The organism is Pseudomonas sp. ADAK7 (assembly GCF_012935675.1).
GTDB lineage: Bacteria > Pseudomonadota > Gammaproteobacteria > Pseudomonadales > Pseudomonadaceae > Aquipseudomonas.
In genome coordinates, this window is record NZ_CP052861.1 from 943,426 (window position 1) to 969,554 (window position 26,129).

Annotated in this window: 16 protein-coding genes and 1 pseudogene; 6 read left to right on the forward strand and 11 right to left on the reverse strand. The window is 55.4% G+C overall.

Features of this window, described 5'->3' with window-relative positions; genetic code table 11:
- Positions 1-34: 34 nt before the first annotated feature.
- Positions 35-1,699 (reverse strand): fatty acid--CoA ligase, encoded by a 1,665-nt coding sequence (locus HKK53_RS04255; RefSeq protein ID WP_169369680.1) that lies wholly within the window; start codon positions 1,697-1,699, stop codon positions 35-37.
- Between the two features lie 288 nt (positions 1,700-1,987).
- Between HKK53_RS04255 and HKK53_RS04260 the strand changes: the two genes are divergently transcribed.
- The 3 genes from HKK53_RS04260 (at position 1,988) to HKK53_RS04270 (ending at position 5,741) form a co-directional block, all read left to right on the forward strand.
- A complete protein-coding gene (locus HKK53_RS04260) occupies positions 1,988-3,151 on the forward strand; it encodes an iron-containing alcohol dehydrogenase (protein WP_169369681.1) in 1,164 nt (387 codons plus the stop codon).
- Positions 3,152-3,264: 113 nt separating this feature from the next.
- On the forward strand, positions 3,265-4,752 hold the full coding sequence (locus HKK53_RS04265; RefSeq protein ID WP_169369682.1) for a flavin-containing monooxygenase: 1,488 nt from the start codon (positions 3,265-3,267) through the stop codon (positions 4,750-4,752).
- Positions 4,749-5,741 carry an alpha/beta hydrolase gene (locus HKK53_RS04270; RefSeq protein WP_169369683.1) on the forward strand — a complete coding sequence of 331 codons (993 nt, stop codon included), beginning with the start codon at positions 4,749-4,751 and terminating at the stop codon, positions 5,739-5,741. Before HKK53_RS04265 ends, HKK53_RS04270 begins: the two co-directional genes overlap by 4 nt.
- A gap of 221 nt (positions 5,742-5,962) precedes the next feature.
- Here the strand turns inward: HKK53_RS04270 and HKK53_RS04275 are convergent, their stop codons facing one another.
- Complete coding sequence (locus HKK53_RS04275; RefSeq protein ID WP_169369684.1) at positions 5,963-7,288, reverse strand: aspartate aminotransferase family protein; 1,326 nt, start codon at positions 7,286-7,288, stop codon at positions 5,963-5,965.
- Between the two features lie 610 nt (positions 7,289-7,898).
- Here HKK53_RS04275 and HKK53_RS04280 point away from each other — a divergent pair.
- Together HKK53_RS04280 and HKK53_RS04290 are read left to right on the forward strand one after the other, a co-directional pair.
- Positions 7,899-8,642, forward strand: a pseudogene (locus HKK53_RS04280) (type 1 glutamine amidotransferase domain-containing protein); the annotation flags it as partial.
- Positions 8,643-9,400: 758 nt separating this feature from the next.
- Positions 9,401-9,766, forward strand: coding sequence for a hypothetical protein (locus HKK53_RS04290; RefSeq protein ID WP_169369685.1), 366 nt, complete (start codon positions 9,401-9,403; stop codon positions 9,764-9,766).
- A 323-nt stretch (positions 9,767-10,089) separates the two neighbouring features.
- Here HKK53_RS04290 and HKK53_RS04295 read toward each other — a convergent pair whose 3' ends face one another.
- The 5 genes from HKK53_RS04295 to HKK53_RS04315 all read right to left on the reverse strand — a co-directional run bounded on the left by HKK53_RS04295 (position 10,090) and on the right by HKK53_RS04315 (position 20,740).
- Positions 10,090-10,509 (reverse strand): response regulator, encoded by a 420-nt coding sequence (locus tag HKK53_RS04295; protein WP_169369686.1) that lies wholly within the window; start codon positions 10,507-10,509, stop codon positions 10,090-10,092.
- 9 nt (positions 10,510-10,518) lie between these two features.
- Positions 10,519-11,733, reverse strand: a complete 1,215-nt coding sequence (locus HKK53_RS04300) for an EAL domain-containing response regulator (RefSeq protein ID WP_169369687.1) — start codon at positions 11,731-11,733, stop codon at positions 10,519-10,521.
- Positions 11,734-12,033: 300 nt separating this feature from the next.
- Complete coding sequence (locus tag HKK53_RS04305) at positions 12,034-12,903, reverse strand: hypothetical protein (protein ID WP_169369688.1); 870 nt, start codon at positions 12,901-12,903, stop codon at positions 12,034-12,036.
- Between the two features lie 141 nt (positions 12,904-13,044).
- Complete coding sequence (locus tag HKK53_RS04310) at positions 13,045-19,119, reverse strand: YadA-like family protein (protein WP_169369689.1); 6,075 nt, start codon at positions 19,117-19,119, stop codon at positions 13,045-13,047.
- A gap of 781 nt (positions 19,120-19,900) precedes the next feature.
- The gene (locus HKK53_RS04315) at positions 19,901-20,740 is read right to left on the reverse strand and encodes an EAL domain-containing protein (RefSeq protein WP_237150696.1); all 840 of its coding nucleotides are present in this window, start codon (positions 20,738-20,740) and stop codon (positions 19,901-19,903) included.
- Here HKK53_RS04315 and HKK53_RS32520 point away from each other — a divergent pair.
- Entirely contained in the window at positions 20,712-20,930 is a 219-nt protein-coding gene (locus HKK53_RS32520) for a LuxR C-terminal-related transcriptional regulator (protein WP_237150698.1), read from the forward strand. The two genes, HKK53_RS04315 and HKK53_RS32520, sit on opposite strands and share 29 nt — an antisense overlap.
- Before the next feature lie 217 nt (positions 20,931-21,147).
- On the opposite strand, the gene HKK53_RS04325 is transcribed toward HKK53_RS32520, so the two are convergent.
- The 4 genes from HKK53_RS04325 to HKK53_RS04340 all read right to left on the reverse strand — a co-directional run bounded on the left by HKK53_RS04325 (position 21,148) and on the right by HKK53_RS04340 (position 26,117).
- On the reverse strand, positions 21,148-22,092 hold the full coding sequence (locus HKK53_RS04325) for a fimbrial protein (RefSeq protein ID WP_169369692.1): 945 nt from the start codon (positions 22,090-22,092) through the stop codon (positions 21,148-21,150).
- Positions 22,093-22,115: 23 nt separating this feature from the next.
- A complete protein-coding gene (locus tag HKK53_RS04330) occupies positions 22,116-24,575 on the reverse strand; it encodes a fimbria/pilus outer membrane usher protein (RefSeq protein WP_169369693.1) in 2,460 nt (819 codons plus the stop codon).
- 225 nt (positions 24,576-24,800) lie between these two features.
- Positions 24,801-25,481 (reverse strand): fimbrial biogenesis chaperone, encoded by a 681-nt coding sequence (locus tag HKK53_RS04335; protein ID WP_169369694.1) that lies wholly within the window; start codon positions 25,479-25,481, stop codon positions 24,801-24,803.
- Between the two features lie 114 nt (positions 25,482-25,595).
- Positions 25,596-26,117 (reverse strand): fimbrial protein, encoded by a 522-nt coding sequence (locus tag HKK53_RS04340; protein WP_169369695.1) that lies wholly within the window; start codon positions 26,115-26,117, stop codon positions 25,596-25,598.
- Positions 26,118-26,129: the final 12 nt, after the last annotated feature.

Here is a 26,129-nt window from a genome sequence, read left to right on the forward strand (position 1 = left end):
CAACCTTACTAACGCAACGGATCTTTTCAGCATCTTACTCTCGGCGGTTTTCAAACTGTGCCCGGATACGCTTTTTATCGAGCTTCCCAACGCTGGTCCGAGGGATTTCCGTCACTGGGTAAACATTAGTCGGAATCGCCCATTTTGATAGACAGCCCTGCTCGACGAAACTCATCAGATGCGTCCGAATCTGCTCCTCGTTGACCGGTTCCATCCCGGCCACCGTAACGATCAAGGCCACCGGCCGCTCACCCCAGCGCGCATCGGAAATACCAATGACCGCGCACTCCGCAACGGCCGGGTGGCGACTGACAAGACTTTCGATATCCAGAGAAGAAATCCATTCACCACCCGTCTTGATCAGATCCTTGAGGCGGTCATGGATATGCACCAACCCATGGGCATCGATGCTAGCGACATCACCGGTATGCAACCAGCCATCACGCCAGAGCTGTTCGCTGCTATCCGGATCCTTGTAATAAGCCGGCGTCAGCCACGGGCTGCGGATCAGTAACTGGCCAATATGCTGACCATCCTGCGGCAGGTCGGCGTGCGCCTCATCCACCAGACGCATCTGCACCAGCGGCGTGGTAACCCCGGCACTGCAACGCCAATGTAATTGCTGCTCTTCCGGCTCATCTTCGATGCCGAGGGGCAGTGCTGTCAGCGAAATGATCGGGCAGGTCTCCGACATACCATAAGCGCCTCGAACATCAACATTCATTGCCTTGGCCTTGCGTGCCAACCCAACTGACAAAGCAGAGCCGCCGACCAGTACATGCCACCCCGAAAGGTCCGCATCCGTCTGCTCTGCCGCGCCGAGCACCATGCTTAATAACGTCGGCACACAATGCGAGTAGTCGACCTTCTCTCTCACAATAAGATCGACCAGCACCTTGGGCTCATAACGCCCCGGGTAGACCTGCTTGCTGCCCATCATGGTAGCGATATAGGGAACGCCCCAGGCATGCACATGAAACATCGGGGTGATGGGCATGTAGGTCTTGTCGCGACTGAGCAACTCCACGCCGGCCGCGGCATGCACGTTCGCACTGACCAACGTGTGCAGCACCAATTGACGATGGGTGAAATAGACGCCTTTCGGGTTGCCAGTGGTGCCCGTGGTGTAGAACAACGTGGCGACTGCGTTTTCATCGAACGTCGGGAAGTCGAACTCAACCGGCTGCCTTGCCAGCAGTGACTCGTACTCACCCAGCAATGGCAAATCACTTTGCACCGCTTGATCGCGATCCTGACAAAGCACATATCCGCGCACGCTCGGTAGCTGCCCGGCAATGGACGCCAGCATCGACAAGAAATCCCCATGCGCCAACACCAGGCTATCTTCTGCATGCGCCATGGTAAACAGCACCTGCTCCGGCGCGAGCCGAACGTTGACCGTGTGTAGTACGGCGCCGAGCATCGGTATGGCGAAGAAACACTCCAGATAGCGATGGCTGTCCCAATCCAGCACCGCCACCGTATCACCCGCTTTGACACCCAGTTCAGAGAGCGCATGCGCCAGTTGATGAATTCGCCGGTTGAGGGTCGGGTAGTCGAACCGCCGCTCGTCGCGGTAGACGATTTCATTACGACCTGCCGCTAGCAAGCCGGTTTCCAGCAAGCCGCCTATCAACAAGGGAGAGTCGTGATAGCTGGGGGTCGCCTCAAGGAATTTCGGCTGATGGGGAAGGCTCATCGCTGCTCCTGTTGCTCAATATCTTGTAATTGTTAGACCTAGGTTATAGAGGCATCGAGCGCAATCAGCCTCAACCCCTGGGTGGAATTTTCCCACCTAGAGGGTGGAAATGAAGCCTCTGCCTTTAACGCTCCCACCCGTGTTTTCCACCCCCACTGCCGGCAAATTCCACCCCAAGGTTGAAGCCGTAGCCAGGCAGCCTGTTTATAAATACGCCATCGACCCAAGCGGCTCGAATCCTTGCATTCGATGCCCGCTTGCCCGCTACCAGCCCAGGAAGCCGTAAAGATGAGTATTTTCAAAGCCTTCACCTTCGACACCGTCGCATCGATCGTCACCGAATGGGGTGCGGCACGGCGCATGGGTGAGCTACTGAGCGACTGGACCGATCGACGCAATCTGTTAATCGTTACCGACAAGTTCTTGCATCAGGGCGGCCTATTGGATCAAGCCAAGGCTTCGCTTGCCGCCGCGGGCTTCAACATCAACGTGTTCGACGACGTCGTCGCCGATCCACCAGAGGCCGTGCTGCTCGATTGCGTCGGACAAGCCAAAGCTGCTGGCGTGGACATCGTCCTCGGCCTGGGGGGTGGTTCTTCGCTGGATATTGCTAAACTGGCCGCCGTGTTGATCACCTCCGACCAGCCTCTGTCCGAGCTCTACGGTATCGGTAAGGTCAAGGGCACACGCTTGCCGCTGATCCAGGTACCGACCACCGCCGGCACCGGTTCCGAAGTGACCAACATCACCATCCTGACCACTGGCGCCACGACCAAAATGGGCGTGGTGTCATCCCAACTGTATGCCGACAAAGTCATTCTCGATGCCGAACTGACTATCGGTCTGCCGGCGCTGCACACCGCCGCTACCGGCATCGATGCGATGGTTCATGCAATCGAGGCTTACACCAGCCGTCATCGGAAAAATCCGATTTCCGACACCCTCGCACGCGAAGCCCTGCGCCTGCTTTCCGGCAGCCTGATCGCTGCGTGTGAGGACGGCAAAAACCGTATCGCCCGCGAAGCCATGCTCTTGGGTGCGACGATGGCAGGGCAGGCATTTGCCAACGCGCCCGTCGCCGCCGTACATGCCCTCGCCTACCCATTGGGTGGTCACTATCACATCCCTCATGGTCTCTCGAACGCGTTGATGCTTGGCCCGGTGTTGCGCTTCAACATGGCGGCTGCAGCCCCCCTCTATGCCGAACTGGCCGACACCCTGCTGGGGCGTAGCAATACCTCGACGTCCATGCGTTCCGCGCGCTTCGTCGAACACATGGAAGACTTGATGAACCGATCAGGGGCACCGCGCCGGTTGCGCGACGTCAAAGTCACACAGGAAAGTCTGCCGCTGCTGGCCAGCGATGCGATGAAGCAGGAGCGCCTGCTGATGAACAACCCGGTCGATGTCCGTGAAGCCGATGCGCTGGCGCTGTACCGCCAGGCCTTCTAACACTGCGCATCGTGATTTTCTCAACAACAGAACACATTCGGGCACTTCCATGACGAACGCCATCAACCCATTCGTCCCTGCCTCTTCTCTCTGCATCCAACAGGTATTGATAAATGTTGAACACCCATCCGCAAACCTACGACATCGTCATCCTCGGCGCCGGCTTTGGTGGCCTGGGCATGGGCGCGCAACTGAAAATGCACGGGATCGATAACTTCATCATCCTGGAACGCGGTGATCGTATTGGTGGCGTGTGGCGCGACAACGCCTACCCTGGCGCTGCCTGCGACACCGAATCACATCTGTATTGCTACAGTTTTCATCCGCACCTGCGAGTCAGCAAAATGTACGCAGACCGAGACGAGCTGCTGCGCTACATGGACTCCATGGCCACACGTTATGAGCTGATGAGCCACATCAGCCTGAACTCCGAGCTCACCCGTGCACAGTGGGACGAAGACACCCATCAATGGGGCTTCGAGCTCGCCGATGGCCGCAGCTTGAAGGGACGCTTCTTTGTGCCGGCCTGGGGGCAACTCAACAAACCGGCTATCCCGGGCTTCAAGGGCCTGGACAGCTTCGCCGGGGAGTACTTCCACTCCGCACAATGGCCTGCCGATGCAGATCTGTCGGGCAAGAAAGTCGCCAGCATTGGCGCCGCGGCCAGCGCCGTACAGTACGTGCCGGAAGTCGCCAAAATCGCCAGTCAGTTGACCGTGTTTCAGCGCAGCGCCAACTGGATCATGCCGCGCAATCAGATCGTCTTTGTCCGGGAAGAATTGGACGCTTTCGAACGCACGCCAGAACTGTTCGCGCAAAGCCGAGAGAAGCTACACGCATTCCGGGAGGACGGTTTCGCTCGCACCCGTCACGGCACCGACGCTCAAAAGGAAGGGATCAAAATGGCCACCGGGCATCTGGCAGCCCAAGTACCAGACGTCGAACTGCGGGCCAAACTCACCCCGGATTACGAGTTCGCGTGCAAACGTATCCTGCGCTCGGATGACTACTACCCGGCGCTGATGCGTGACAACGTAGCGCTGGAAACAGCTGCCGTTGCCGAGTTCGTCCCGGAAGGCATCATCGACAAGGAAGGAAAACTGCACGAGTTCGATGTGGTGATTTTCGGCACTGGTTTTGAAAGCCAGGCCTTTCAGGGCGACCTTCAGGTCGTTGGCCTGCAGGAACAAACGCTTCACAACCGCTGGGCCGAAGGCGCCGAGGCCTATCTGGGCATGAGCGTTCCTGGCTTCCCCAATATGTTCATGATCTACGGCCCCAACACCAACCTTAACCACAACTCGATCATCACCATGCTCGAGATCCAGCAGACGTACATCATCCAGGCTATCGAAGGGCTGGGTCATGGCCGGCAGGCTATCGATATCAAGCAAGCTACGTTCAACAGCTACAACGACAACCTGCAGACCAACATGCAGTCCTCGGCCTTTTCCTCCGAATGCTCCAGCTGGTACAAAAACGCTGCGGGCAAGGTCATCAACAACTGGTCAGGCACTGTCGACGAATACCGAGAACTGGCGGCGCATTGGAACCGCGACGACTACCATTACCTCTCGGTCGAGGAGCTCAAAAGAGGATGAGCAAAGACCTTTCGGATGCCATTTCTCTAGACGATGTCGCTCCTGATGCGGTGGCCCTGGTAGAAGCATTCCGGACCAATGGCGGGGTGTCCTTTCAGGATTCCCCTCTGACGGAGGTGCGGGCCAACTACCTGAAGTCATGCGCGATCAACGGACTGGAAAAGCAGGACGTCGGCTCGATCAAGACGCTGGAGTTCCCGGTCGAAAACGGATTCGCTGCACTGAGAATCTATCGAGCAAGCGGCTTACCCTCAGATCAAAAGACGCCCTTGACGTTCTTTATTCACGGCGGTGGCTGGGTCATTGGCGATCTCGACAGCCATGACAGCCTGTGCCGATATCTGGCCAACCATACCCAATCGACTGTTGTGGCGGTGGACTACAGACGAGCGCCGGAATACAAGTTCCCGATACCTCTCAATGACTGCCGGGATGCGCTGACCTATGTCATGGTCCACGCAGATGAATGGCAGTTGGATCTTTCAACAGCAGTCATCGTGGGAGACAGTGCCGGAGGCAACATGGCCACCGTCCTTGCCAATCAACGTGACTATCGTCCTGAGGGAATGAAGTTCGCTGCCCAGGTGCTGTTCTATCCGGTAACCGACCTCACGGCAGGCACGACGTCCTACCAAAACATCACAAGTGGGTTCGCGCTGACCGCAGAGTCGATGTACTGGTTTCGAGAGATGTATACCTCCCCTGGGACAGACCTCACCGATGAGCTGCTCTCGCCGCTGCTACGTAAAGATCGGAGCATTCAACCGTCGATGTTCATCGTCACGGTCGGGCTCGATCCGCTCGCAGACGAAGGTATCGAATATGCAGCACGGGCAGCCCGGAGCGGTACACGCGTCATCCATCACCATTTGCCGAAGCATATGCACGGAATCTTCACCGCTGCCGGCAAAATCGATACCGGGCGTGAGCTTCTCGAAAAGGCAGCCTCGTTTATAAACGCTGTACAGCAACCCATCGACGTTCGGTAGCTTCAGCGGATATCCAAAACAAAAATAACGAGCGGGACTTCTTTCCTTCAGGGGATGAGTCTCGCTTTGTCGTTTCTGTGATCTCAAAAAACACCCACAAAAAAGCTCAGCGTAACGCCTGCGTATCAGCAGACATCCTGCATGACCATCGGCAATTCGAAGGCCATGCATGAGCCGTGCTTTACGTTACTGGCGTTACGCTGAGCATCAGGGGCGAAGGATTAACCTTGCGACACAGCCTGCCTGGCTGCACGTTCTGTCGCAGCAATGAAGCCATCAACATCGCTTTCAGTCATCGCCGTGGACAGGAACGCCTTGCCGGTTTTGGCGATGTGGTAGCCCTCAAGCACCAAGTTCTTCTGCAACTTCGCAATGAGCTTGGATTCTTCCTTGCTGGAATACCCGGAACGGTAATCCAGCACTGTGCGCTGATGCCCGAACACCATGAACATCGAAGAGAAACCAGTCACCTGACCGGGGAAATCGGCCTTTGCAAAAGCCTCGGTAACACCCGCACGCAGCCGATCACCGAGAACATCCAGGCGATCAGAGTCGGCTTGTGTGTACAGGTCCAACGCAATCTTGCCCGCCGTCATTGTGACCGGGTTTGCGGTGAACGTACCGCTCCAGGGCAACAACGGTTTGCCATTGCGATGATCGAAAACCTCCATGAACTTGCGCGAACCGACAACGGCCCCCACCGGAAAACCACCACCGATGATCTTCGCCAGCACAGTAAGGTCAGGCCTGATGTTGAAACGTGTCTGCGCACCACCACGATTTACACGAAAGGTGATGACCTCATCCAGGATGAATACCGCGCCGATTTCGGTGGACACCCGCCGGATCATTTCAATGAAGGATTGGGATACAGGCACAAACCCGAAGTAGCTAGGTGCGGGATCAATGATGATCGCAGCGATCTGATCCTTGTTGGCACGGATGATCCTTTCCGCCGATTCGGTGTCGTTGAAAGGAATGACAACAACATCATTCTTGACCCCTTCCGGTGTCCCTTTGGAGTAGCCAATGGAGTTAGGGTCCTCACCCCAGTTCTCAGGTGAGGAGTCCAGGCTGACTTCCGCGTAATCATACGAACCGTGATAAACACCCTCAGCCTTAACGATCTTCGAGCGCCCGGTGATAGCCCGGGCCGCTTTGATGGCGCACATGACGGCTTCGGAGCCCGAGTTGGAGAAACGAACCCACTCAAACCCCTCGACACGACCGCAAATAGTCTCGGCCAGGGCAACTTCGGGTTGAGTAGGCAACGTAAACGCCGTCCCGTTCGCCACTTGCTCCTGGACTGCAGAGACAATGGCAGGATGCGCGTGCCCATGAATGAGGGACGCGAAGTTGTTGAGGAGATCGAGCCGACGAGTGCCGTCGACATCCGTAACGTAGGCCCCAGAACCACTCTTGGCATAGACCGGAAATGGGTCTTGCCAAGGAAGAATCCGCGTAATACCCCCCGGCATCACTTCGGCGGCACGGTCATAGAGTTCTTTAGATTTGCTGAGCGGATCCGGCCAATTTACTGCTGACATATGATTACCCTTCCATACAGATACGAACTTCGTTCATCGACGCATTAAAAAATCGGGTCAGAGAGAGCAACCTCTAACAACAAAACGGTCTTGGGATGGCCTGCCATCGTGGTGTTCTGCCGACACCTGATTGGGGGCGAGAATCAGAGATTAAGCGCGCCCTGTTACCGTAAGAGAACCTGCTCAGTCGTAAGCGACCGTCCATGTGATGGCTTTCAGCACGTGCTTATTCAAGCGAGGAAAAAGTCTTTCAATGCAGGCCAGAAATTCCGACAAATACGGAGTCACGAGGCGAGCAGGGAAGAAATCGCACCCTTCACGTAACGAAAAAATCGGCGCGGCCTAGTGTCCGCAATGGCAGACAAGTTTTTGAATAGTACGGTCGAGGTACTGCGCTCAACAGGTGAGCAAGGGCCAAATATCGAAGGATCGAAGGCCATATACCGAGAGGAGAGAGGCTGTGGGGTTAGGAGCGGAGTGAATACTTAATATGCAGGGGCCCATGTCCACTTCAGAGGAACAACGGCGAGCAGGCATGGAGGCATGAATATAGTCGTATCGGGATCAGACACCTGCTGATCGAATTCACTCTCTATTGCTCGGAAATCCCATGCGCCCTATCACTCGTCTCGCCCTTGCAATGACCATTTGCACCTCAGCCTTCAACGCACAGGCCAGTAACGTCCTAGTCGTGATGTCTGATTCAGACCACCTTGAGCTCAAGGACAAGAAAGTCTTTGCAACCGGCTTTTACCTGAACGAATTGATGCAACCGGTAAAACTGATGCTCGATGCCGGGCACTCGGTGACCTTTGCGACGCCTACAGGCAAGGCGCCGACTTTGGACAAATCGTCCGCCGACAAGGTGTATTTCAACGATGACGTTGCGGCACTGCAGGAGTACAAGGCGCTGCTGGAGTACCTCAAGATCACCTCGCCGGGTGAGTCACCGATCATTAGCCTGTCGCGGGTCGAACAGATCGGCTACGAGCACTTCGATGCTGTCTATGTACCTGGTGGCCATGCACCTATGGAGGATCTGCTGCATAGCGCCGCATTGGGGAAGTTGCTGAACAACTTCCATAACAACGGCAAGACAACCGCCCTCGTTTGCCATGGCCCGATTGCGCTACTGTCGACTCTGTCCGACCCAACAGCCTTCACTCGGAAACTCGAAGTCGACGGCAAAGCCCCAACGCATGGCTGGACTTATGCAGGATACAAATTCACGGTCATCAGCAATCAGGAAGAGGAACTGGCCAAGGGCTTGTTGAATGGCGGTGCGATGAAGTTCTATCCGCAAACGGCACTGGAACAAGCCGGCGGCGTATACAGTAGCAACACTTCACCGTGGACCAGATCAGGGGCTGCCAAAAGCCGATGCGGCGTTCGGTTCTTACGAACCGCGTCAAGGCAGACCGATCAGGCGTTCGTAGCAGTGGTCGATGCTGTCAGTTGCGCCTTCGCCTCATGTCCGTTTCGAGTTGTCATCCCAGGGCTTGCGCGGGGTATTCAGCGGCGACATGCTGCACTCGCCTTTTGGGAATGGAGCAGCAAGATGTGTGAGGATCGCGTGCTAGCAGGCAAGAGTCGGTTCGAGCTACTCAGGTTCTGCGTCGACAACGGCGCGCTACTGCTACCGGGCATTTCGAGGCACCACACGCAGGTCACATCGTCGACAACGCCGGAACATTCGGGGCCGAATTTCTCACCTGAAAAATGAAAAGAGATGGCCCCCATCACTAACCTGTCACCTCCCGACCATATACGGGAATTGAGCCTGTGTATGACACCTTCGGTCTTAAGTCCTGACTCATGAACGGTGAGACGACCTTTTGAACTAACAGGGAGAGTTTTGGTCAATTAAACGCAACGTGATAGTTTAATGACGCCGTGCCTGCATTACCTGTCGTAGGTATTTGGATTGGGTATCGTCCTGCCACTTATAGTAACTCGAGCGTTAACCCGAGAACGTAAGAAACGGAACTGTCCACCCCGGTTACTCTTGGTAATACTTTCTAAGATTGACGGCGATCAATTGTTGTCAAAAAATACTTGGCCGATCTGGTTCGGTCATTACAGTTCGATTCAATTCTCAGGTAGAGGTGGCGTATGTATATCGTCAAGAAGGCACCGAGCTTGGCAATGGCGGGCATCCTGATGGGTGGTTTTTTTCAATCATCCGTTCAGGCTGAAGGCATCGTTGGCTCGGCACTCAACGGTGCAGCCAATATCACCGGGGCGGCGCTGGGTGGGGCCGCCAATGTCACCGGCGCTGCGCTTGGAGGCGCGGCGAATATCACTGGAACAGCACTCGGCGGCGCAGCAAACGTTACAGGGACAGCGCTGGGTGGGGCCGCCAATGTGACTGGCACTGCGCTCGGTGCTCCCAGATACAGTTCCGATGACGACTATGACCCGCCACCACCAAAGCATCGCCGTCATCAGCAACAGCGCTATTACCAGGATAATAACTAACAGCACCAATGTCTTATCCAGGCCGACCAGAAACTAATATTTTGTTGTTGATGGCGGCAAGGGTTCAACAGGTAGCGGGAAATATCTCAGAGGGCGATAGTCTTCACTTATCTTTAAGTGGGCACTATCGCCCTTTTTCAGAACAAACAATACCCGGCGAAACACCTATCCGAAACCCTTCAAAGCCCATACGTAAATGGTTGCCGCCCATACCTGATGACACCACCGTGGACTTACCTTTACATATGCCCCTATAGTTCACACCCATGGAACTTCGCGAGCTGATTAACTTTTTAAATGAACTATAACCGGCGACTGCCCCATCACAGGTGACTTACCGTTTTGTGTGCTGGGTCGTTGGGTGGCGGGTCGACTTTGTGGATCAGTTGCTTGATCGGAACGCCTTCGGGCAATTGGATGGAACTGAAGACAATCCGGGCTTTGACCTTGGCACCAAGCCTCGCCAATCGGTGCTCCGGTACATCGTAGATGAAGGCTTGGCGAATCAGCGGATGGTCCAGGCAAAAAGCCAACAAGTTGAAACGGACGTCGAGTGTCAAGCTGGCATTGATCAGCACTAGATCGAAGGCGGTGTCGCCGTACTCCAGCAACGTCAGCATCTCCTCCAGGCTAGAAACCGGCGCGATGCAGTAGTAGCCCTCGCGGTTAAAGTCCCGCTCCAGGCGCAAACGCTGAAAGTGCTGTGGGTCGGCAATCATAATACGCAATGCTTTATTGATCATAGGCTGCTCCTAGCGACCGACCGGTTGTTGACGGGGTTCAGCTGTGCGCTGCAGGCAGCGCAACAGATCGGCACCATTCATGGCTCGGGAATGCCAGTAGCCCTGGCCCTGGGCACAGCCCAGTTCCAGTAGTTCCTGGTGCTGCTCGGCGGTCTCGATACCCTCGATCACTACAGACATGCCCAGGGTCTGTCCCAGCGCCAGGGTACTGGCGACTACAGCCCGACAACGGGGCTCGTGCTTGAGACCGCGGACGAACTCCGCGTCAAGTTTGATTTCGTTGAAAGGCAGTTGGCACAGGCGCTGCAATGAGGAGAAGCCTGCGCCGAAATCATCGATCGACAAGCGACACCCCATGATGCGCAGACGCACTAGATTTTCCAGGGACACCGCTGGAGCTTCCAGCAAACCACTCTCAGTCAACTCAAAGGTCAAACTGCAACCGGGTGCCTGGAACATGGCGAGGATCCGTTTGATCTGCGACGTCAATTCCACATTGGCCAACTGCGCCGCTTGCAGATTGAACGCCAAGTTCAGCTCCCCTCCCCGACTCCTGACCTGCCGCTGCAAGCTCAACGCCTGGAGCATCAAGCTGAACAGCAACTCATCCATCAACCCACAGTGCTCCACCGTCGGCAGAAACGCCGCAGGCGAAAGCAGGCCCTTGAACGGATGGTTCCAGCGCGCAAGGACCTCTACACCCAATACCTCGCCGGTTTGCAAATCGAACTTGGGTTGGTAATAGGGCTCCAATTGTTCGTCGAGAAAGGCCAGCCGCACCTGCTCCTCGTTGGCCAACTCCATATCCGTCAGTGTCGACAACGTGGCCGGCTGTCGGCTCAAATAATCTTCAAGCAGTTGCCGCATAGTTTCAGCCTGCAAGGGTTTACCGATATCACCGAGCATGTGCAGCCCCAGCAATGCGCCCATCTGCCGAACCGTACGGCGCACATCGAAAGGCAGGTAACTGCTGATAATGATGGCCCCCACCTGTCCGGTTGCCCCAGCTCGTTGAATGAACTCCAGACCATCTATACCTTCCATCTGCAAGTCACACAGAACCACATCCACAGGCCCGGCCTCTTGCAGGATGGCAAGGGCCTCACCACCACTGCTGGCCTCAAGCACTTCTCGACACCCCAACTGCATCAATAGGCTGACGGCTACCGAGCGTTGAAATAGATGCTCTTCTAGCACCAGGACACGGAGCGGCAGACTAGGCATTGGGGGGCACTCGGCTGTAAAGGGAATGCGTCAATTTTCCGGGAGTCGACTGAACGAAGACAGTAGAAACAGTCCACACTTTTATAGGAAATTTCTCGAAAACCAAAAGAAAATGCCTTTGGTCTTAATTGCGGTAATTGCCATGTAGAAGCGGAATATCTACTGTGAGTGATCCTTCTGGAGCATCGTAGAAGGATCGTGGCCAGTCGCCTGATAATGAAGTGAGCTCTTTCAGGTGATGATCAAGAGCGAACCAACCCGGGAACGTCTGCAACTCGCGTCGAGTGATATCGATTTGACCTATGGCGCCAACAAATTTTCCGTATCTGGCAGAAAGGCAACATCAACCGGATAAGCTTCACCAATAAGCAACCCCTTGCCGTAGAAAATAACGCCTCGCTGTCGTAGAACCAAGCCATCCCGACTAAAGTCGAACACCCCACCTGTCGAGGCCGAGAAGGTAAAGTGTTGATCATTCATCTTGACCATTTCGAACTTAGTGCTGGCTGCCGGCCGATATTGTTCAAGACGGATCAAATAGGTTTTGGACAATTTTACAAAGAGATCCTTTGAAATATCGCGGTACTGGCGCAGTGAAAGCCCAGGTCGGCGTTGCAATTCGGTTGCAATCAGTGCAAACACTTCAGCATTCACGCCAGCCACTGCAAATTTTGCGGGCAGGACCTGCGCGAGTTTATCCCTGTTTATTTGAAGGGATTGGTTCTTTAATGTGCTCGAATGCTCCGCTCCCACTCCGTTGACGACCGTCGTAAACTCGGTGACATCGATAGGCACCAGAACCGAGGTCGCTAGAAACGCAGCGCATGCTGAAGACTGCACCTGTACGTCTGCGCCTAACAGCACTGCGAGTTGATCATCCGTCATGGATTTTTTTCCAGCCTCCTCCTTCGCCAATATTTCCTTTAGCTTATCGGTATTGATTTCCCCTCTGGCCAGAGCACAGGCCTGGCTCGAAAATATATTATTGCGTTGTCCATTGAAACTCGGGGCAAGCTCCAATACCGCATCTTGAATAATGGCCAGCGCGGGGATCTTTATCGATCCTCGCGGCATGTTTGAAACTTTAGCTGGTTCATTTTTTTCGGAACCACAACCTGAGACAAGCACAGAACAACAGACTAGAAAGCTAATAGCGATCTTGGATTTCATAACTCACCTTGATAATTTATAGATACAACCGATCTCTGCCTTGCGCAGGACATCTTTATTTCATGTTTTTCTGATTAGCTGCTCGATAGCGCACTGAACCAAGCTGAGATGCCAAACTAGCATCTCAGCCCAGAGATCAAATCACCATTGATAACCTAAACCGAGTGCCAATCCCACCTGGCCCTGTGTATCGCTGCTGCCCTGCAGCTTGCTCACCCAACGACCGTTGTCGGATATATGAGACACGCCAAATGCCACCGCAGACTGGCCTCTGTAGCTACCGACACCCGCAGTAGTCATGCTGGCGCCAGGAGCATAAGGCTGGGGCAAACTGGCCATAGCCATAGCCCCGGCAATACCTGCGCTTAGAGTGTCATCTTGTTTTTTCAGGTCGTGCCGAAGTTCGGAGTAACGCTGGTCAGTGTAAGCATTTGCATTGTTGGTGATGTTGGCAACGCTCTTTGACAGCTGGTCAACATTGACCGCATCCGTCCCCTTGGTACCCGCAGCCACATTGGTAATCTGACGTTCATTACCTGAGCTACCCACCGACACGCTGTTCTCCCTGTCAGCGATCGAATTGCTACCGATGGCTGCCGAGTTCTTCGCCGTAGCTTGCGAACCGCTGCCTACGGCTACAGTATTTTGCGCAATGGAGTGAGCGTTGTTACCAATTGCCGTGCTGTTTGATCCAGAAGCCTTGGCCCCCGCCCCGCCCGCCGTGGAACCTGTACCTGAAGCTATGGGTTTGATGGCTGTACTGCCGTTATTCACCTGAAACATGCCATCGGCGCCATTCTTGATGTTGGCGACATCTCCCGCCACCTCGGTGACTCGGCCATCCATATTGGCCACTGAAGTGTTCACATTTCTGATTGAGTCATCTGTGTATTTTTTAGTCACCGCGACTGCACCATCCAATTGCCTCAAGTTGACGGCATCGGTAGCTTCTTTTCCGTCGGCTACATTAGTGAGTGTTCTCGTTTGTCCAGTGGCGGCATTGCCGATCGAAACAGTACCGCTGGAAGAGTTCACAACCCCTGAATATGCACCGGTGTAGGTAAGGGCACCTCTTCCGTCGTCACTGGCTCCTTGACCTAACGCGATGCTTCCACTTGCCGTCGACTTCGCCCCTTGTCCAATGGCAATCGAGTTAGCCGCCGACGAGCTGCTGTCCGCGCCTATGGCAATTGCTCCAGTACCGGACGACTTGGCATTTCCCCCGACCGCAATCGAGTCGTTACCACCTGCAATGGAATCGGCCTTTACAGAGTTGGTATGGAAATACTTGACCCCGCCTCCGTTGTTTATGTTGTTGACCGTGCTTTCCACCGTGGTAACGCGCCCATCAAGCGCCGTAATGTCAGTTGTGTTCTGGTCTACCTGATTTCCCAGTGCAGTCAACTGAGCCACGTTTACGGCATCTGTCGCCTCAGAACCCGCCGCCACTCCGGTTATTTTCCGCTGTCCCAAGGCAGTGCCGACACCAACCTCCCCAACTGAAGACTGAGGAGCCGCTAGCCGATAGGCGGTATAAGAACTTTCAGCTCCCACAGCTGTAACCGAATTGGAGCCCAGAGCAACGGAGTTGGCGAAGCTGGCTACAGCGCCATTGCCAATAGCCACCGCATTGGTAGCCGTCGAGCTGGCAGCCGGGCCGACTGCGACACTATCGGTGCCCGTGGCGGTGCTATCGGCCCGGGTCGAATTGGCGTGGAAATACTTGATGCCTGCACCGTTGTTGACGATGTTGTTCACCGAAGTACCGAGTCCATCGACCGCAGTGTTGGTGGTAAACAATTGGCTACCGTTGACTGCATCAGTGCTAGTCGCACTGATCCGACCCGCTGCCACATTGCTGATCTGACGTTCCGAACCCACGGCCCCAACACTCAGGACACCCATCGGCGCACCGCCAGCATAAGTATAGGTCGTGCCGTTGATCAAACCGCTGGTGCTGGCCACGGCTGCTGCGGTGGTTGCACCATTACCAATAGCAACGGAGTCGGCCACACTGGCGACGGCACCATTACCCACGGCAATCGAGTTAGTTGCCGAAGCGCTGGCCGCCGGGCCGACCGCCACACTATCGGTCCCCGTGGCGGTGCTATCGGCCAGGGTCGAATTGGCGTGGAAGTACTTGATGCCTGCACCGTTGTTGACGATGTCGCCAATGGTCTGGTTGGTCGCATACAGCTGCGCACCATTGACCGCATCGGTCGATGCCGCACCCAAGGTACCAGCCGTCAGGTTGGTGATTTTCACACCGCCAGCCGGAGCCCCCACGCCACCGGTAGCCCCAAGGGTAATGGTGTTACCACTCAGGGCATCGTATTTCACCGCGATATTGGCCGTGTTGACCACATCACTGTTCAACGCAGTCAGGGCGCCCGCTACGCTGGTTTGGGCCGTGGTGGAACCTACCGCGCCGGTGGTGCTGACAGTGTTGATTGGCTGGCTGAAACCGGTAAGGCCAGCGGAGGGCGAATAGGTCGCGCCGCCGCCGAGGGTGTTGGCCGAGGTGTTGCCCAGGGTCGTGGTTTGAGTGCCGAGAGTACTCATCGATGTGTTGGTGGCGAACAGCTGGCTGCCGTTGACCGCGTCGGTGCTGGTCGCACTGACCTGGCCAGCGGCCACGTTGCTGATTTGACGTTCTTTACCCAGAGCACCAACACTCATCACACCCACCGGGGCAGCCCCCGCATAGGTATAGGTGGTGCCGTTGACCACGCCACTCGGGGTCGCCGTAGCGGCTGCCGTTGTAGCGCCATTACCCAGAGCAACCGAGTTGGCCACGCTGGCGACCGCACCATTACCGATAGCCACCGCATTGGCAGCCGTCGAGCTGGCAGCCGGGCCGACCGCCACACTATCGGTACCCGTGGCAGTGCTATCGGCCAGGGTCGAGTTGGCGTGGAAGTACTTAATGCCTGCACCGTTGTTGACGATGTTGTTCACCGAAGTACCGAGTCCATCGACCGCAGTGTTGGTGGCAAACAGTTGGCTACCGTTGACCGCATCAGTGCTGCTCGCACTGACTTGGCCAGCGGCCACGTTGCTGATCTGACGCTCTTTACCCAGAGCACCAACACTCATCACACCCACCGGTGTAGATCCCGCATAGGTATAGGTGGTGCCGTTGACCACGCCACTCGGGGTCGCTGTAGCGGCAACGGTTGTAGCGCTATTACCCAGAGCAACCGAGTTGGCCACGCTGGCGATGGCACCATTACCAATAGCCACCGCATTGGTAGCCGTCGAGCTGGCAGCCGGGCCGACCGCCACACTATCAGTCCCCGTGGCAGTGCTATCGGCCAAGGTCGAGTTGGCATGGAAGTACTTGATGCCAGCACCATTGTTGACGATGTCGCCAATGGTTTGGTTGGTCGCATACAACTGCGCACCATTGACCGCATCGGACGATGTCGCACCCAAGGTGCCAGCCGTCAGGTTAGTGATTTTCACACCACCGGCCGGAGCCCCCGCGCCACCGGTAGCCCCCAGGGTAATGGTGTTGCCACCCAGGGCATCGTATTTCACTGCAATATTGGCCGTGTTGACCACATCACTGTTCAACGCGGTCAGGGCCCCCGCTACGCTGGTTTGGGCCGTGGTGGAACCTACTGCACCAGTGCTGCTGACAGTGTTGATCGACTGGCTGAAACCAGTAAGACCAGTAGCAGGCGAATAGGTCGCGCCGCCGCCCAGGGTGCTGGCCGAGGTGTTGCCCAGGGTCGTGGTTTGAGTACCGAGAGTATTCATCGATGTGTTGGTGGCAAACAGTTGGCTGCCGTTGACCGCATCAGTGCTGCTCGCACTGACTTGGCCAGCGGCCACGTTGCTGATCTGACGCTCTTTACCCAGAGCACCAACACTCATCACACCCACCGGTGCAGATCCCGCATAGGTATAGGTGGTGCCGTTGACCACGCCACTCGGGGTCGCTGTAGCGGCAACGGTTGTAGCGCTATTACCCAGAGCAACCGAGTTGGCCACGCTGGCGATGGCACCATTACCAATAGCCACCGCATTGGTAGCCGTCGAGCTGGCAGCCGGGCCGACCGCCACACTATCGACCCCCGTGGCAGTGCTGTCGGCCAGGGTCGAGTTGGCATGGAAGTACTTGATGCCTGCACCGTTGTTGACGATGTTGTTCAGCGAAGTGCCAACGCCATTGACAGCAGTGTTGGTCGCATACAACTGCGCACCATTGACCGCATCGGACGATGTCGCACCCAAGGTGCCAGCCGTCAGGTTAGTGATTTTCACACCACCGGCCGGAGCCCCCGTGCCACCGGTGGCCCCCAGGGTAATGGTGTTGCCGCCCAGGGCATCGTATTTCACCGCGATATTGGCCGTGTTGACCACATCACTGTTCAACGCGGTCAGCGCCCCCGCTACGCTGGTTTGTGCCGTGGTGGAGCCTACCGCGCCGGTGGTGCTGACAGCGGTGATTGGCTGGCTGAAACCAGTAAGACCAGTAGCAGGCGAATAGGTCGCGCCGCCGCCCAGGGTGCTGGCCGAGGTGTTGCCCAGGGTCGTGGTTTGAGTACCGAGAGTATTCATCGATGTGTTGGTGGCAAACAGCTGGCTGCCGTTGACCGCGTCGGTGCTGGTCGCACTGACTCGTCCCGCCGCCACGTTGCTGACCTGGCGCTCCGAACCCACGGCGCCCGCACTCAGGACACCCACCGGCGCACCGCCGGCGTAAGTGTAAGTGGTGCCGTTAATCAAACCGCTGGTGTTAGCCACGGCTGCTGCAGTGGTTGCACCACTGCCCAGGGCCACCGAGTTAGCTACCGTAGAGGCTGCACCATTACCCATAGCAATCGAGTTAGTTGCCGAAGCGCTGGCAGCCGGGCCGACTGCCACACTATCGGTCCCCGTGGCAGTGCTGTCGGCCAGGGTCGAGTTGGCATGGAAGTACTTGGTGCTAGTGCCATTGGTGATGATGTTGTTGACGGCCTGGTTGGTGGCATACAACTGCGAGCCGTTGACTGCATCGGTCGATGCCGCACTCAAGGTGCCAGCCGTCAGGTTGGTGATTTTCACACCACCGGCCGGAGCTCCTGCGCCACCGGTGGCCCCCAGGGTAATGGAATTGCCGCCCAGGGCATCGTATTTCACCGCGATATTGGCCGTGTTGACCACATCGCTGTTCAGCGCGGTCAGCGCCCCCGCCACACTGGTTTGGGCAGTGGTTGCGCCAACCACTCCGGTGGCGCTGATACTGTTGATCGGTCGGCTGAAGCCACTAATCTGCCCCGTAGTGGCCGAATAGGTGGCGCCCCCCCCCAGAGTGCTGGCGGTGCTGACGCCGAGTTTATTGACACCAGTCACCACCGAATTCAGTTGAGAACCATTCACCGCATCAGTGCTCGTAGCGGACAGCACCCCGGCGGCGACATTCTGGATCTGCCGCTCCGTGCCTGCGGCCCCCACCGATACCACGCCGTTGGCCGCGCTGGCAATGCCTTGGGCGGTAGCACCATAAAAGGCGGTAGTACCTATATGGGGTGCGGCGGTCACACTGCCCGCCCCCAACGCCACATCATTGGTATTACTGGCGGTCGAACCCGCACCCAGAGCCATGGCAGAGGCACTTTGCGCTGTTGCCGACTTACCAAAAGCGAGTGCATTGACAGCCAGAGCACTGGAAGCAGTACCAATGGCTACCGCATCGGAAACGGAGGATGCCCCTACCCCAAAGGCTATGGCATTGACCCCGTTGGCCACAGTAGACGCATCACCAAAGGCAAACTTATTTGCGTAAATGGTGGTTGTAGAAGCGGTTGCTCCAGAGTCACCCAACCAGACGTTGGCCATATTGGGAGTATCCGCATTACCTTTAAAAAGCTCATAAACGGTATTTGTCGCGCCGTTTACAGCCGCTAAGAGTAAATCCGCGCCTTGGGCAGCTTGAGTGTTAGCGTTAGCATAAAATGTAAGCCCGGGATTGGCAGTTGGAGTGCATCCATACGAAGTGCTTACTACGTAACAATTAAAGTCGGGAGCCGCACCCATTGCACCTACCGGGAAAAGAAAAAAACAACTACCTAACAGACCAATTGCTATTAGGCAATTTTCAGTCTTTTTGCCTGCCGAGTTTGCAGAGAAGTTGGTAGTAGATTTCTTTTTATTGCTCGACGCAAACTCCGAGGCCACCACCCAGCACCCCAGTGAAAAACTCCAGACCACAGAAAAAAATTTATTCATTTTCAATTTGGCGTAAACCAATCTCCAAAACTTAGACGCAGGGTGCCGTCCGCATAAGTCTTGACCCATGCGGTCAGGTAGTTATATTCAGTACCTCAAGACAAACGTTGCCAGTACTCCACCCCCCAGCACGACCCAACTGCACCAATGAACTGAAAATAACAGAACGTTGAACTAAAGGATCTTCAAGCCCCGGAACACGGAGCAGCATGCTGGACATTAGAGGGCACCCGGTTGCGAGGGGAATCCGCCAATTTTCCGGGAGTACCCTTGGGGCCAACAGTAGAAACAGCTCTATCCCTACAGGAAATTTCTCGGAGACCGAGAGAAAATGCCATAGACCTTAAAAGACCAACGCCAGTTATCCCGCAAAGAGCGGTATGTCTACCCTAAGTAAGCCAACCAGCAAGCAGCGTTTTCCAGAACGACGTGATCGAAGCTCTTTTAATCCCCCAGCGGCGTACTTTTGTCGACGATGGCAATGCCTATATTAAATGTAGTGTTAACCAGGTCCACCTATGGCAGATAACTACACATTGCGGTGACCGTGGCTTATACAAAACTCGTAGCTACCAGCAGACCGACTGTGTAAATGAACCCCAGCAGAGCTGCACTCGTTTATTTGAAACTCAGCGTAAAGAAGGCGAACATCCATGCGTTCCTCACCGGACTTGAGTGAGAAGATTACTTGGCATGTCCCGGTCGGTTTTAGCAGTTTTTCGATACGCAACAATTGCTCTGTGATGCTCATCGGCGAGGAGGACGCGCAGAGCCTTGCTGGTCATGCGCGCGGGCTACTTTGTTGGGCCCGCCCGAGCCATTGGAGCAGGTCCGCGCCACTCATGGGCCTGACATACCAATCCCCCTGCCCTTGCGTACAGCCCATGTTTAGTAGGTGTCGCCGTTGCTCGCCGGTCTCGATGCCCTCCGCTACAACCGCCACCCCCAGGGCTTCACCCAGCGCCAAGGTGCTGCCGACCACCGCCTGGCAACGTAGCTCACGGGGCAGTGCTTGGACGAACCCGGCACCCAGCTTGATTTCGTTGAACGACAACCGGAACAAGCGCTGCAGCGAAGAATAGTCGGTGCCGAAATTCTTGATCGACAACCGGCAATCCATCATCTGCAAGCTAAACAGGCACTCCAGGCTGGTTTCTGGCGCTTGCAGCAGGTCACTCTCAGTCAACTCGAAGGTCAGGCTCGAACCGCGCGCGCCGTACTCGCTGAGCAAGGTTCGGATCTGTGAAGCGAGCATACCGTTGGACCATTGCACTGCGTGCAGATTGAAGACGAAATTGAGCTCATGCCCCTGCGCCCTCAATTGCTGTTGCAGGACCAGCCCCTGATACAGTTGCTGGCGCAGCAGTTCATCGAGCAAGTCGCAGCGATCCAGCGTGGTCACGAAACAAGCAGGTATCAGAGTTTTGCCGGACGCATGTCGCCAGCGGGCCAGCACTTCAACACCAATGACTGCATCTGTTTTCAGATTGAATTTTGGCTGGAAGAGCCATTGGACCCAATCCACGAGAATCGCTGTGTCTGGCAATACTTTTTTTCCTGACCTGACCCTGAACTCGGTGCGCCGAGGGGGCATGGAAGCCACCGAACTGGCCTTGTTCAAGAGCCTCTCCTCCAAGGAACTGTTGATCCTGCAGCAGCTTGCCAAAGGCTTGAGCAACAAGCAGATCGGCGAAGACATGCTGCTCAGCAATAAGATCAAACGCATGTATAAAGCCCGACTGTTCGAGAAGCTCAATGTGAACTCCCTGGTGTATCTGTCAGACGTGGCCAAACGCAACAATCTGATCTGATGAAGTACTCACTGCGCATGTGCTTGGTCCAGCTCCTTGCTCTGGCGCCACAGGGTTCAGGTTGCTAGGTGGCTTGAATCGGTTGTTTTCAAATCGCAACGTTAATCGGTGACGGAAAAATCGTGTCTTTCGGTGTGCTGCACCAACGCCTTGTTCTGGTGGTCGTTGATGTTTGATAGCTCCGCAACGGCATGCGACATAAGTACAGGTAGGGAAATCAGTTATACGTCATGGTAAAAGTTGCTGTTCCGTTGGCCAAGCCGGCCTTGACATTGGGGCTGGTCTGATAATACTGCGCAACAAACGGAATGTTGTACGTGCCACTATTAGCCATTACTCCTACCGGGACTGTTTCACCAAAGGTCACTGGTGCACCATCGCGTGTGATTTTTATCCCCACTCCACTGGCGGCATTGCCCGTGGCGGATGAATTAATTGCCATCACCCCCGGCACACCAGAACTATCAGTGGTCGCGTCTAGTCTTAAATTAACCCGAGTACCAGCGTCGCAGTTAAGCGGGATAAGGAACTGAACCGGACTCGCTATGTACCCTACGCCTGTAAATGTGCTGCGCTGTACATTCCCCATCGGTACATTGATGGCGGTATTAGTAACTGAGCAAGCGACAGGAACAATATTGTTGATTCCTGTCAAATTTAGATCAAAAAGCCTAAGGGTGTCGGCGTTATCAAATGCCAATGTGCCAGGGGTCAAGGTGCCGCTACCAGTAGAGCCAACTGATGTCTTGATTAAAGAGGCATTAACGACGCCGTAATGATACCAATTGCCTTGGCCATATTGAAACGTAAATGGATATGGATAGGTAGTCTCATGAAAAATGTATTCTAACAATAGCCCCACGCCGGCGATGTTAGTACTATAAACGTTTTTCCCATAAGAGCTGAAGATTTTGAATTTACCTATATTTCCGGTAATATTATAAGTCGATGAGCAGATGTAGCTCCCACTTTGAAAACTTACTGATTTGGTTGACAGGACCGCTCCAAGGGGAGTATCTCGCTGAACCGTCACAGTTCCGAAGTTAATAGTTTTTGTGTCCTTACTCTCGCCAGATTCGTAAGCGCATGCAGCCCAAGCTGCCCCGGGAAGAATTATCAGCATACCAAGTAGCGAGGCAATAACTGCTTCGATGTTTCTCATTTACTTACTCTCTAAGTGTCCGATTATCGACAAATAAAATCGGATGTCGCCACTGATGATGGGGGATTTACTTTTGGCAAGGTGAAGTCAACCTGACACTGTTGGCTCGCCGTATTGCCCCACTTAACCAGCAAGTGACCTTTTTCCGGAACACCATTCAGATACACCTGGCCATCCGTGCCGACAATGCTGCTGTTCTCCATGGCACCGCCCTCTTGCCGCAGGGAGGCGGTGGCGCCAAACGGTACGGGTTTGCCCCGGTAGTTCAGTGTCATCAGCACGCGGCTGCCCACGCGAGTTTTAAAGTTGGCCAGTACCACCGCACCATTGGTTGGAATAACCGTCTGGGTGTTGGTGTCGATGTCCACATCTTCCGCCAGCGTCTCGCTATCCAGCGCGACACGGTTCTTGCGATAGGTACTGACGTACGGCACCACCGCGTAACCCCACCTGTCCGTGCGCACACCGGTATTATTTTGCACCTTCGCATCCGCCGCGCCCGGCGCGCGGACCAAGGCGATGGTCTCGCCTTGTTCCTGGGAGAAGGTCACGCCGTAAGGGTGGGCCACGACCCCGCCCTGGAACCCGTAGTTCACCTGTTGCGAGTTCTTGTCATAGTTGTAGCCCGCCCGGGCTTCACCATAGGCGCCCTTGTAGTTGGCGCTGGCACTACCGCTCGAGCCTATGCCCTGGTTGGCATAGCCCTGCTGTACGTTGTAGTTCAGGTTGTTGTCCGCCAGGGCGGTGCCGCTCAGGCTCACATCCTGGGTGGTATTGCCCTTCTTGCTCGTGTTGAAGTTGTAGCGAGCCCAGCTGCTAGGCAGCACTTTCTCCAAGGGAACCTGCACGCTAAAGGACAGTTGTTGATCTTTGCTGTTGCGACCTTCATAGATCGGCGCCCGAGTATAGGTGTAGTCCACACTGTAGCTGATGCCGTTGTAGCTCAGGTTGTAACCGGTGCTCAGGCTGCGTTCGTAGCCCTTTTGCCGCCAGAAGTCCTGCTGATAACCGTTAACATAGAAGTTGCCGTACTCGCCCAGCGATTGGCTGATGTTGATCTGCGCCTTGCTGCGCTTGTTATAGGTCCGGCGCCAATCATTGAAGTTGCCAGGATCGATTTCATTGGCTTCCTGGAAGTCGTAGTAACCGCTGGTGGAGTAACGGTAACCGGCCAAGGTAAAGGTGGTGCCGGTGACGGCGATGTCCTTGGCGTATTGAATGCGATACGACTGGCCATCATGACGAGAGCCATCGCGCAATTCGGTCTTGGCCTGTGTCACATCGGTGGACAGCGAACCCCAGTCACCAAACCCATGGCCGCCCCCCAGGCTGGTCGCGGAATATTTTCCAGACGCCAGCAAGCCACCGTACAGCGTGGAGTCATAAGGCATACCGTAGATCAGCGTGCCCTGGGCGAAGGCCGGCTTGCTACTCTCGCTGGCCGTCGAGCGGTATTCACCCGCGGCCACCGAGTACTTCAGGCGCCCTTCACGCAACATGACGGGCACGGCGGAAAACGGCTGGAGGGAGCGTCGTTCGGTACCGTCGGCCTCGGTAATGGTGACCTCCATATCACCGCTGGACGATGTGGGATAGAGGTCAGTAATGGTGAAGGCACCGGCCGGCACATAGGTCTGATAAATGATGTAGCCGTTTTGCCGCACGGTGACCTGGGCATTGCTCTGCGCGATGCCACGCACCACGGGTGCAAAGCCTTTCAGGCTGTCGGGAAACATGTTGTCGTCCGATGCCAACCGCGCCCCTCGATATTGGACACTGGTGAACACATCGCTGGGCGTCGAGCTATCACCCAGGGTCAGTTGCCCCTTTAACGAGTGAATATCCCGCTGGGCATAGCTGTTAACGTTATCCCAACCGCTTTTGCCGCTGCTCTGGTTGTAGGTGGAATAGTTGCGCAGCCGCCACGCACCCAAATTCAACCCGCTGCGCAGGTTCAGGTAATAACTGTCGTCGGTTCCCGAACGGTTGTCGCGCGAAGTATTGGCGCCGCTGAAGTTGTAATTCAGCAAGCCAGCCGTTAGCCCCTGGTCCCAGGTGCAGGGGTCCACATAACCACGGGCTTCGCTGCTCAGCGCCGCTTGCGGAATGCTGAGATCCAGGCGTTGCTCGCCGAAGTTGAACCGACTGCTGGAGTCCGGAATGTAGTCCCGCAGCTTAGTGATCGTTTGCGCTTCCGGTAATTGCTGCAGTGTTGGGAAGGCTTCGAGTTTGACGCCCATGTCTTTTAATTGCTTAGTCGTCAACTCGGGCTGCAACTTGCCTTCTACATCGACAAAGTTGACGTCTCGATTGCTGATGCGAGTGTCGTTCAGAAAAATATCAACCCGGTAGGTACCGGGAAGCTGCCCACCCTGGCTCGAAAAGCGCTCAAGGTCGATGGACTGCTGGCTGAGGGTATCTATTTCCAATGCCTGAGGGTTGAAATAGTCCTGCGCCAATACCGAGGCGGGTTGCAAACTCATCCCCAGAACGAATTGGGTTGCTACTAATGTCGTCAGACGCGTGGGAGTGAACGCATATGAACGACCACCTGCTTTTAGCCATGGCACAGGACTTTGATAATGTTTTTTCATGTCAATAAACTCCACTCAACTGTATGGCACGTAAGCCGCTCCCACTGGCTGCGGGCAATTGATCCAGCGGATTGATATTTAATTAAGCGAGGGGGGGCAGGCCTTTGAACTTAATCAGAGTGGCGCACTGACATCCGGAGAGATACCACCGAAATCATTGATCGACTGCCAACTTGCAACACCAGTCGCACCGGCCGGAATTGTCAATGTCAGTGAACTTTGTGGCGCCACCATGCCGGCATTTTCAATCTCGGCGTTACCCACGCTCACGCGATAAAAAGAAACGTGGTAAGGCGTTGGATTGTTGACCTGCAATTGATTGCCGGAGCGGCTGAACTTCAGGGATTTATAGGCCTCACTGGCGGAGCCGGACAAACCGAGCGGACGGTAGAACAATTTGATTCGGGTTTTTACCGAAATCTGTAATTGATTGGTGTCAGATTTTTCCGAGGAGGGAATCGACTTGATATTGACCCAGAACACTGACTCCTTGTTTTCTGGAAAGGTGCCACCGGTACGGATGATTCGCAGCACGTTTTCTTGCCCTGCATCGAGGCGAAACAATGGCGGTGTGACGATGAAGGGGGCCTTCTGAGTGGCAGTAGCCGACGTGCTCTCGACCCAGGACTGGATCAGATAGGGTGTGGTTTTTTCCGGATTCATGACCGAGATGGAGGCTTCTTTTTTCGAGCCGTCATACACCACACGAGTTCCGCCCACCACCACGCCGGCCCAGGAAGTATGGGTAATACCCAAGAGACAGCCGGTGATACAAACGGACTTGAGCCAATGCATTGATAAATGCTCCTTGAATTGTCCTCATTCCCTGTTCTTTTCCAGGAAAGTTGGTACGACTTAATCACTCAGTCGTGCCGGGCATTAAGTATGCTAATGCCCGAGCTTTACGACTTAATTGTAAATAATGGTAAAGTTGGTGACCGCGTTCGCGGGACCTGCTGTAACAGCAGCCTTAGTGGCAACATACTTGGCAATGAAGTTGTAGGTAGCATCAGGGGGCGTAATACCATGAGGGTTCGCCGAGCCACCTACCGGGATCTGAGTAGAGGAGTCCTGCTCATACAAGCCGATAGCGACACCGGTTGCCACGCCAGTACCGCTGGTCAGAGCCAGCAGCTTGCTGTTCAGAGTGTCGGCCGGGCCGTCGAACTTGATGTAGGCGCCCGTGACGGCTGCCGGGCAATTGGCTAGCACAATGCTGAAGAGCGTTGGCGCAGCGGTCGCGCCTACACTCGGCAGGGCAGTGGATTGGACCTTACCCAATGTGACGGTCTGGTTGGCGGTGTTTGCAGTAACGGTGCACGCTGCATCAGTAATATTGCCGATGAAGTTGATGGTGCCGTCATAGGCGTTGGCCATGCCTGCAAATGCGCAACCAGTCAGCAGCGCTACAGCGATCAAACTTTTCTTCATAGCGGTATTTCC

What these genes read in the sequence shown, in the direction of transcription:
- HKK53_RS04300 (WP_169369687.1), bottom strand. Translation starts at nt 11,733, where the DNA reads ATGCCTAGTCTGCCGCTCCGTGTCCTGGTGCTAGAAGAGCATCTATTT.
- HKK53_RS04295 (WP_169369686.1), bottom strand. Translation starts at nt 10,509, where the DNA reads ATGATCAATAAAGCATTGCGTATTATGATTGCCGACCCACAGCACTTT.
- HKK53_RS04330 (WP_169369693.1), bottom strand. Translation starts at nt 24,575, where the DNA reads ATGAGTTTGCAACCCGCCTCGGTATTGGCGCAGGACTATTTCAACCCT.
- HKK53_RS04265 (WP_169369682.1), top strand. Translation starts at nt 3,265, where the DNA reads ATGTTGAACACCCATCCGCAAACCTACGACATCGTCATCCTCGGCGCC.
- HKK53_RS04310 (WP_169369689.1), bottom strand. Translation starts at nt 19,119, where the DNA reads ATGAATAAATTTTTTTCTGTGGTCTGGAGTTTTTCACTGGGGTGCTGG.
- HKK53_RS04290 (WP_169369685.1), top strand. Translation starts at nt 9,401, where the DNA reads ATGTATATCGTCAAGAAGGCACCGAGCTTGGCAATGGCGGGCATCCTG.
- HKK53_RS32520 (WP_237150698.1), top strand. Translation starts at nt 20,712, where the DNA reads ATGGAAGCCACCGAACTGGCCTTGTTCAAGAGCCTCTCCTCCAAGGAA.
- HKK53_RS04340 (WP_169369695.1), bottom strand. Translation starts at nt 26,117, where the DNA reads ATGAAGAAAAGTTTGATCGCTGTAGCGCTGCTGACTGGTTGCGCATTT.
- HKK53_RS04255 (WP_169369680.1), bottom strand. Translation starts at nt 1,699, where the DNA reads ATGAGCCTTCCCCATCAGCCGAAATTCCTTGAGGCGACCCCCAGCTAT.
- HKK53_RS04305 (WP_169369688.1), bottom strand. Translation starts at nt 12,903, where the DNA reads ATGAAATCCAAGATCGCTATTAGCTTTCTAGTCTGTTGTTCTGTGCTT.
- HKK53_RS04335 (WP_169369694.1), bottom strand. Translation starts at nt 25,481, where the DNA reads ATGCATTGGCTCAAGTCCGTTTGTATCACCGGCTGTCTCTTGGGTATT.
- HKK53_RS04260 (WP_169369681.1), top strand. Translation starts at nt 1,988, where the DNA reads ATGAGTATTTTCAAAGCCTTCACCTTCGACACCGTCGCATCGATCGTC.
- HKK53_RS04325 (WP_169369692.1), bottom strand. Translation starts at nt 22,092, where the DNA reads ATGAGAAACATCGAAGCAGTTATTGCCTCGCTACTTGGTATGCTGATA.
- HKK53_RS04275 (WP_169369684.1), bottom strand. Translation starts at nt 7,288, where the DNA reads ATGTCAGCAGTAAATTGGCCGGATCCGCTCAGCAAATCTAAAGAACTC.
- HKK53_RS04270 (WP_169369683.1), top strand. Translation starts at nt 4,749, where the DNA reads ATGAGCAAAGACCTTTCGGATGCCATTTCTCTAGACGATGTCGCTCCT.